Source organism: Paenibacillus sp. 01L418 (genome assembly GCF_056400045.1).
Genome location: NZ_JBFTSN010000039.1, coordinates 24,907 through 33,424, shown reverse-complemented (window position 1 = coordinate 33,424; position 8,518 = coordinate 24,907). Strand labels below are relative to the sequence as shown.

The 8,518-nt window shown below is 45.8% G+C and carries 5 protein-coding genes; all 5 read right to left on the bottom strand.

Annotated features, from left to right (window positions below; translation table 11 throughout):
• A partial coding sequence (locus AC1DSE_RS08275) for a glycoside hydrolase family 38 N-terminal domain-containing protein (protein WP_477527576.1) occupies window positions 1-1,899 on the bottom strand: 1,899 nt, incomplete at its 3' end.
• Between the two features lie 90 nt (window positions 1,900-1,989).
• Entirely contained in the window at window positions 1,990-2,943 is a 954-nt protein-coding gene (locus AC1DSE_RS08270) for a carbohydrate ABC transporter permease (protein ID WP_076270037.1), read from the bottom strand.
• Window positions 2,944-2,958: 15 nt separating this feature from the next.
• Window positions 2,959-3,843: a carbohydrate ABC transporter permease gene (locus AC1DSE_RS08265; protein WP_076270038.1), complete on the bottom strand. Its 885-nt coding sequence runs from the start codon at window positions 3,841-3,843 to the stop codon at window positions 2,959-2,961.
• The gene (locus AC1DSE_RS08260; protein ID WP_477527575.1) at window positions 3,833-6,424 is read right to left on the bottom strand and encodes a DUF5696 domain-containing protein; all 2,592 of its coding nucleotides are present in this window, start codon (window positions 6,422-6,424) and stop codon (window positions 3,833-3,835) included. The genes AC1DSE_RS08265 and AC1DSE_RS08260 overlap by 11 nt, the downstream gene beginning before the upstream one ends.
• Before the next feature lie 22 nt (window positions 6,425-6,446).
• Complete coding sequence (locus AC1DSE_RS08255) at window positions 6,447-8,504, bottom strand: YIP1 family protein (RefSeq protein ID WP_477527574.1); 2,058 nt, start codon at window positions 8,502-8,504, stop codon at window positions 6,447-6,449.
• Between the last annotated feature and the right edge of the window lie 14 nt (window positions 8,505-8,518).

The window sequence follows — 8,518 nt, the reverse complement described above, 5'->3', positions numbered from 1 at the left end:
AATCAGCTCTTCTCTCTCCTGCTGCAACAGCTCTTCTGCCGACTTCGGGATTAACAACTGGTGCGTAATTTCAAAGCTGGCTTGAAAAGGTGTATCTTCCGTTATGCGTATTTCGGCTTGAAGACCTCTCGTTGTCAGCGGGACGTCACCGTTTGGCTGGCGGTACATATACTCATTACCGATGTCTCCTGTATCTTCATATATACACTGATTACGTAGCACTTCATTCGAACGATGATCAACAATAGTCAAGGAACCGTCATCAGCGATCGTTACGGTCAAATAATCATTGCCCATCTCTCGTTCATTTCTAATTAGAGAGCCTTCTTCAGCTTGAAGCTGTTTAGAGTAGTCATTTCTAATCAGCGCATAGGTTCTGTAGCCAAGTGCTGGTACACCGTGCGCCTCAAATTGAATACGTACTTTTCTAGCAAAATAAGGCTGACGGAACTGATCCTCGGGCAAATCGTATCCGAATTGTACGCCTAGATCTTCTATGCTGCTGGAGACCTTGCTGCCCTCTGACTCCACGAGGTGTAGGCCTGCTAAATCAATTTCCTTCAGTCGCTGCTTCATCGTATAAAAATCTATTCCACTATTGAAATAGATGCGCTCGATCTCAACATCAGTGGAAACAACACCAGAACGCAGCCAGCCCGTTGTATTTACAACAACGAATGTAGAGGCAACCTCTCCAAAGGAAGCGAATCCGCTCGTATCTACCTTCGAAGCGACTGCGGATAAGCTGTCTTCGATTATGCTCTCGGCGACATGCTTGCTTTTGGCGAAACGGGTCACCATCTCTGCATGGACTTCATCGACACTGCATCCGCAAATGCTGTCATGCGGATGGTTTTGCATCAGTGTTTTCCAAGCATAAGTGAATAGATGATGAGGATAAGCATGGCCTGTCAAATAAGCAAAGGCTGCTATCGGTTCGGCCACTTTCTCCAGCAGCGTCTGACCTGTTTGGTTCATTTGCTTAAGATAGATTCGCGAAGATGCAGTATTAACTAGCGTCGACCAGCCATCGGTATGCTGGCTTCTTAGTTCACCCTTAACGATGGACAATTTCTCAGGAAGTGATGCGGTTACCGCACTAATATAATCTTCAAAATTCGAATGGACAAATTGATATTCCGGAAATAGCTGCTGCGCTGTCGCAATAGCTTGTGCTACATCCGTCTGCACCGGCTGATGATCGCAGCCATTCATCATGAGCCAGTGGGGCGTTGAAGCATACTCGGCGACATCCTTTAATTTACGCTGCCAATAAGCACCTGCAGCTTCAGGATCAGTTGGAATTTCATTGCCGTTGCTGTACCAATTGGCGAACAGAATGCCGATCACTCTTGAGCCGTCAGGAGCCTCCCAAATCATCTCGGAGAACGGTGATTCGTAGGCTTTCGTTTGAGAAACTTCATTATTAAAGCCAGTTGGCTTCACACCGCGTCCGAACACAGCATTCTCGATCCCTGCTTGCAGCATCAGCTGCGGTGCTTGCCCAATGTTCCCGAACGAATCCGGAAAATAACCCACCTTTGCAACTTTGCCGAACTGCATAGCATCTCGGTGTCCATAAACGAGATTGCGTACATTTGCTTCACCGCTCGTCAAAAATTCATCCTGCAAAATATACCACGGTCCAATATGAATGCGTCCTTCGCGAACATACTGCTCAAGCAGCGCTCTTTTTTCCGGACGAATTTGCAAATAGTCTTCTAATATAATCGTCTGGCCATCAAGATGGAAGCTTTTGAAATCCGAATCTCGCTCCAGCGTCTCAAGCAAACGGTCGATGAGCGCAATTAATCTAACATGGTGCTTCTCATATGGCAAGTACCATTCCCTGTCCCAATGGGTGTGTGAAATGATATGAACAGTAGTAGATGATATCAAAGTATCCTTCTCCATTCTCTGTTTGGGATGAAAGCAAAGACGCTGCTCCACGTTCTTGCCTAATGCCGATTAATGCTCACTTTGCTTGCGTTAGCCTACGATGCCTGTACGCTCTACACTTTCTACGAAATAGCGCTGTACGAACAAGTACATGATGATAAGCGGGAGCATAAGCAGGAGAACGCCTGTATTCAGCAGCATGGATTGATACACAAGATCGGGTTCTTTGCCAAGCACAGAGCCCATGTCTGCTAATTGCGTTGACAATACTTTTACTTTGCTGAGAAACAACGAGACATAATAGCTGTCATTCCACTGCCATACGAAGGAGAACAGCACAACCGTAACGATAGCAGGAACGGCATTCGGCAGCATGATCTTATAGAAGGTTTTAAAAACACCTGAGCCGTCAACAACGGCCGCTTCTTCAATCTCCTTCGGAATGCCTCGGAAAAATTGCCGAAAAATATAAATATATAGACCGTTTTTGAGCCCCATTCCCGTAGCGGATGAAATTAGGAAAGGCCAAAAGGTATCAATTAGATTAAAGCTGTCCCTCTTCGAAAACAAACCTACTAAACCGAACATATCAAAGTACCTGTACGTTAAATATAGCGGAATCATAATCGTCTGCGGCGGTACAACAATGGTGAATATAACGAATCCAAAGAGGATGCCGCTGCCTTTAAACTTCAACTTTGCAAAAGCGTATGCCGCTAGCGCACAGGATGCGAGTTGAATGGCAGTCGTTCCCGCCGATATCAAAAACGTATTCAGTAGAGTAGCCCAATAGTGGGTCGCTTCCATCGCAATTTTAAAATTGTCCAACGTGAAGTTTCTAGGAATCCACAGCACCGTCGGATCATAGATATCAATTTTGTTGCGGAATGCGACCGAGAAACGAAGAAATAGCGGAAATAATATAATAAAACAAAAACCAGAAACGAGTACTGACCTTAGCAACGTCCATAACAATCGCTTCGATCTCTCGACCGGATTATAGTGGCGGTGAAACCTTTCCGCGTGAATGGCCGGCAGCTTCATGGCCTCTCCTCCTTCTCAATCGTAGTAAAACACTTTTCTCGAAATGATGCCCGCTGATAGGCTGAGTACTATAGCGACAACGATAAAATACACCCAAGACATCGCTGCGCTCTGCCCGAACTCAAACGTTTTGAATGCCGTTTCCGAAATAAGTGCGTTAACCGAATTGTTATTGAATGAATCAATAATGGAATAAATTAAATTCGTCAGAATAAGCGGCGTCATCATTGGGAATGTAACTTTCCAGAAAATCTCATAGCCCGTTGCCCCCTCAATTCTTGCAGATTCGTACAGTGAGGGAGAAATGGATTGCAAGCCCGCAAGAAAGATAAGAATTTGGACGCCAGAGGAGCTAATAATTTCATAGATTCGGTCAACCGCATCCGAGATATAATTTACGAATACAGGCGCCAAGCCGGACTCCATCATCATCTTTTTCAGCTCGAAGCTCTGCATAAGGTTTCCGCTTCCGCTAGATGATGAAGAGCTTCCAACAAAGCTGCTAATGTCCATATTGGCTATAGCCGCAGATGCTAGAATGACGGGTAGAAAAAAGACTGCCCTTGCCATCGCTCTTCCTCTGAACTTCTGATTCAATAGCACCGCTGCAAAGAGACTGAATACGATGATGATTGGCACATTAACGATCATATCTGTAACCGATTCAGTCAGCCTGCGTGGAAAATCTGCATTTGTCAGAAATAGATGACGAAAGTTTGCGAAACCCTCATACTTTACTGCGAAGCCGCCTTCAACCAAACTTATTGAGCTTAAGCTGAAACGTAAGGATTGAATGAGCGGCATGATAAACAGCATGACTAATCCCAGCATTAATGGCGTGGCGAACAGCACGCCGCACCATGCTTTTTTCTGCGCCAAGGTCAATGGCTTATTGAACATCTGCCTCACCGCCTACCTGATAACTTTGAGCTGCAAGCTGCATGCCCTCTACTGCTATCGCCTTATTATTGTAGTTGATCGTAATGACATAACCGTTCTGAAATGTCGTTTCCGCGACGCCCGGCACGATTTGTCGATGCTTCACAATGACCTGATTCCGAACCTTTGACAATACGCCATTTGCTTCCTTATAGAGCTGCACCGCTTCATCAAGCCAATCTTTGTAGTTCAAAGCATAAAGGTTATCGTAGTCGGTGTCCTTCACTTTCGTTGAGTCACTGGCGKACCATTGATAATATAAGCTCGAGCCCGTTTCCAGCGCCTTCAGCATCGATAAACGAGGATTTTGTTTATCATCCATGTTGTAAGGTGAGCCAGCCAAATCATAATAGCCATGCAATGCAATTTGATAAAACGGAATATCCTGATCTGTAATATTCATCAGACTGCTCTTGGTCGGTGCGTTAACGATTACATCTGCATATGGCAAGCTGTATGCGTTGCCGCCATTCACCATGATCGATTGCGCCTGAAGGCTCAGCTTATTCGTCTGTGTCTTAATCATTTCCAGCGCTTCCTGACGGGTTATCGTTTTATCCGGATTGTAATCGGAATTGACCTGATTTCCCATATCTCTTAGCGATAATCCGTGCAGGCCGAGCGCATTGTAATCCGCCAGAAAACCGTTTATTTGCTTCGGCAGCGCAGCAGGCGATAAGATATAGTGGGAAAATTTTGAAGTATCCTGATCGTACATAACCGGATTATATTGATAAACCTTTGCTTCTCCGCGATCAAGCCATGTAGCCGATCCGCTGGAACCTTTGTATTTTTCCAAAAAGGCTGTATCCGGGTAGAAGCCGATCCCGTTTTTCTGTGCAAAATCAGCTAGCTCACGAAGCCCTTCTTTGCCTCCCAGCTTATTCACGACTTTGATACTTGCTGGCGAGCTGTGCCGAATACCATCATTAAACCACCCGACATAACGTAAATCGATATGGTCGATATCCGTATCCATCAGCTCTTGCAGCAAGTTTTTCGCTTCAGAAAAGCTGGTTAGCGATTGTGTTGCTTCATACGGTATTCCGAGGAATGATTTATCTACCCGGAATGCTCCTATCAGCTCCATCACAAACGGCGAATCCTCGACTTTATCCAGCTTTTGTATATTGAATTTATTGATTAAGTAATTGCGATATTCAGCAGCCATTCCTACATAATCGGAGGTTTCACCGCTAAGGAAGGAATATCTTATGGATAAGTCGCCGTCATACCTTTTCTTTTGGAACATCGGCACAGAGCTTGTTTTTGTCCCCGACGTAAGCGTGTAAAAGTCCATTGATGAAATTTGAAACTTGCTGCCAACGGTATTATAGGAGTCATTTCGTCCGCTTACATCTGCTGTGATGCTTGCCATCGCATCACCATTTTCAATGATTCCAAATAAAGCATGGTCGGATCGCTTAAGCCCAAATACCGGCAGCCTTGTCATCTCATTCGTCTGTATTTTCTCTTTCACATTGTACGTACCGTCATTGCCGTACACAGGCAAATTGTAGGGTTCCGCTTGGTGCTTTCCGCTGTTCAGCTCAATTAGAGCGCCTGCGCCGTCAGGCACGAACAAGTATCCCGATTCCTTCACACCAGCAGCGCCAAAATGTTTAAGCACCTGTACGCTGGCAATTGGATATTCCGCATTGAATTGCAGCTCCTTACCCGGAATCGTTACAACAAGCTGCTCATTATCCAGCGTATACTGAATTGGAATCGTAAATTCTGCCCTTGCGGCTGATGCAGCGTCGGCTGCGCCGTTCTCTTCGTTATCCTGCTGCGCATCCTCTGCTGTGTAGCCCGCAGCTTCGAGTGTCGCAGAGATTTCCTCCGCTACGTAATCCTGCAGCTTGCGGACGACATAAATTTGTTTTGCCTCATCGAAGCTGAATTTGTATTCAACACTTTTCCTCAGCTCTTCATCGGCAATCTGATCCAAGATTTGCTCTTGAAATCTTTTTTTGCTTATTACCTTTGGAATATTAGCGAAACCTTTGGCAATATTGCCTATTCGATAAACGACTTTGATCCCGTTCTCTTCGTCCGTTATTTCAAATTGCTGCTTTGCGACGCTATCATCATAGCTGTTGAAAGCATTGACCTGCCCTTTTTCATTGTAGTAAGTAAGCAGCACCTGTGAGGATAGCTCTGAATGGTACAAAGGCGAAGCTTTCTGATCCTCGCTTCTCTCAACCGGGTTTGAAAACCAGACGTAGCTGTCGCGTTTGTCCTTTAGGGCAATTTCTGCTGTTTCACGGTTGATATAGAGCTGAAGCGCGTCATTTTCTTTCACTAATTCCATCGCCGACAACGCTTGCAGCTCCTTATCCGTGTTGACCGCAGTTGATTTACGTCCTGCTCCAATCACCCGGTCTTCCTGCTGATCAGAGACGGCCTCGGCTTCTTTTGTGCCGAGGTTTATCTGCGCTCCAGCTTCTTCCTTCTTGCTGCAGCCTGCCGCACTTGCAGCAACAACGCTCGCAAGCAGTGCCGCGAACAGGATGCTGGACATCTTCCTCTTACCTGTCACGACCATCTCTCCTTCCCGCACACTACAATCTGAACGATAATTCCTTATAGACAGAAATGGCGAAGCTGATCATCTGCTGGAGCATGCTGAATAATAATACCCCGATAAAAACAATAATTCCGATGACAACGAGTGTAAGCAGCATCGTCATAACCGTTTTCCCAGCTGAATATTGATGCACCGTCATCGTACCTGTGAACAGCAGCCACGCTGACCAGATCAGGGCAACCCCATCAAGCAAATAATAGAACGAGCTTTCGCTGCCTGTAATTAAATTGCTGTACAGCGTTTGAGGCAAATAAATGATAACCAATGGCATCATCGCATAAGCTGTCGCCATCACAATTTCCTTGAATTTACCTTCACCATCCATCAAGGTCGTTAAGGACCAGTTCGCAACACACCACAGAACAAAAGGCAATACGATAAAAGTTAATTCGTTCAAGCTGTTCAATTGGCTTGGGTTGTTGAAATTGACGACGAAGCCGCTGTATTGCCGCTTAATAATGGTGAAGATGACAAGCAGAAACACAATGCCTAAAGCGAGCTTGAGCCTGCCCTTCTGCTCGTATTTCATTTCCCAGAAGCCATTAAAGGGATGCATCATCGTGTAGAAAGGATTTTTGATARTGCCGAACTCCTGAAAGTGCTGGCCATTCACCTTTCTCCGATTCCACTTCATGAGTGCAAAACCAAGTACAACAGCTAGTGCAACAACGAAAACAATAGTGCCAAAATGCGCCAGCACGATGCTTTTTCGATAACCCTTAAAGGCTTCGGAGTAATACTCTCTGTTGTTCCCAAGCTTGAAATAAGACATCGCCTCATGGTATTCGCCTTTTTTGAGCAGAGATTTGCCGATGCCTAAATAGGCCACCTCCACATTTCCGTTTAGCTGAAGCACCTTCTCCCAAGCGGCTGTGGATTGCTCTGTTTTGCCATGATAAAGCGAAATAACGGCTTCCCTAATCAAGCTGCCATAGCGGGTTGGCTCAAATGCGGTCAATCGTCCGTTATCTTTATCTAGCACAAGTATTTGATCATCCATAATTTCAATGGCAGAGGGGGTACGGAAATTCTCCTGCTTGCTTCCTAACCCTCCAAACACGTACAGCAGATTTCCATCCTTGTCGTAAGTAAATATCCGTCCCCGCTTAGAATCAAGCGCGGAATACATGCCAGCTTGATCCGCAGCCACATCGATGAATATGGAGCTGCCCGGGTTGGTCCCCGTCTTCAAAGTGCCAATATCACCCTTGGGCGGAAAATAACCCTTGCTCCGCAAAATATCAGCTCCCGATGGATTCAGCCGTTTGATCGGCCGGTTCGAATCCTCTTCTGAGGTTGAGGTGTAGATGAACCCGTCCTCGTCAAGATCGAGATTGTTAAATTCAAGCGGTATGAACTGCTCCATTTGCTGTCTCTGTGCTTTGGTCGATATCCGTTTCCAGAACAGATCAATCGGGCTGAACTTTACGCGGTTCGTTCCAATAAAGCCGATAAACTGCCCTTCATCGTCAAACTCCATCATTCCTTCGTAAGACCCGCGGCTAACGACTAATATTCGCTTCGCTTTATCAACGGCTACCTTAATTGGCGCGTACTGAAACCCTGGCCGCAGCAGCGTTGATTTAGGCTCGCCTATTGCTCGTATGAACTTACCCGCAGTATCAAATACGACAAGTCTTCGGTTGAGTGTATCTGCCACATAGATGAGACCATCGTTTGTGCCAAATACCCCCTCCGGCTTATTCAGCGCATCTTCTTTTCCTTCATTATCAAATTTGGAAATGACCAGTTCTTCTTGAAATTCCTTGTTCAATATAATGATTCGGTTATTGCCCGTATCCGCAATGTATATTCGCTCATCCTTGCCAACGAACATATCCATTGGCGAAGCAAGACGTCCACTGCTCCAGTTGTCACCGTAAATGACTTGCTCCATTTTGTATGCATTCGGCGAGGGCACAGCATCTCCCCAATAGGAATACTGATAGGTATCTATTGCGGCTTCTGCAACAGGAGCGGCCGCACCGATCATGAGCGATGCGATAAATAACGCGGCGATGATTCTCTTCATCCGTTGCTTCCCTC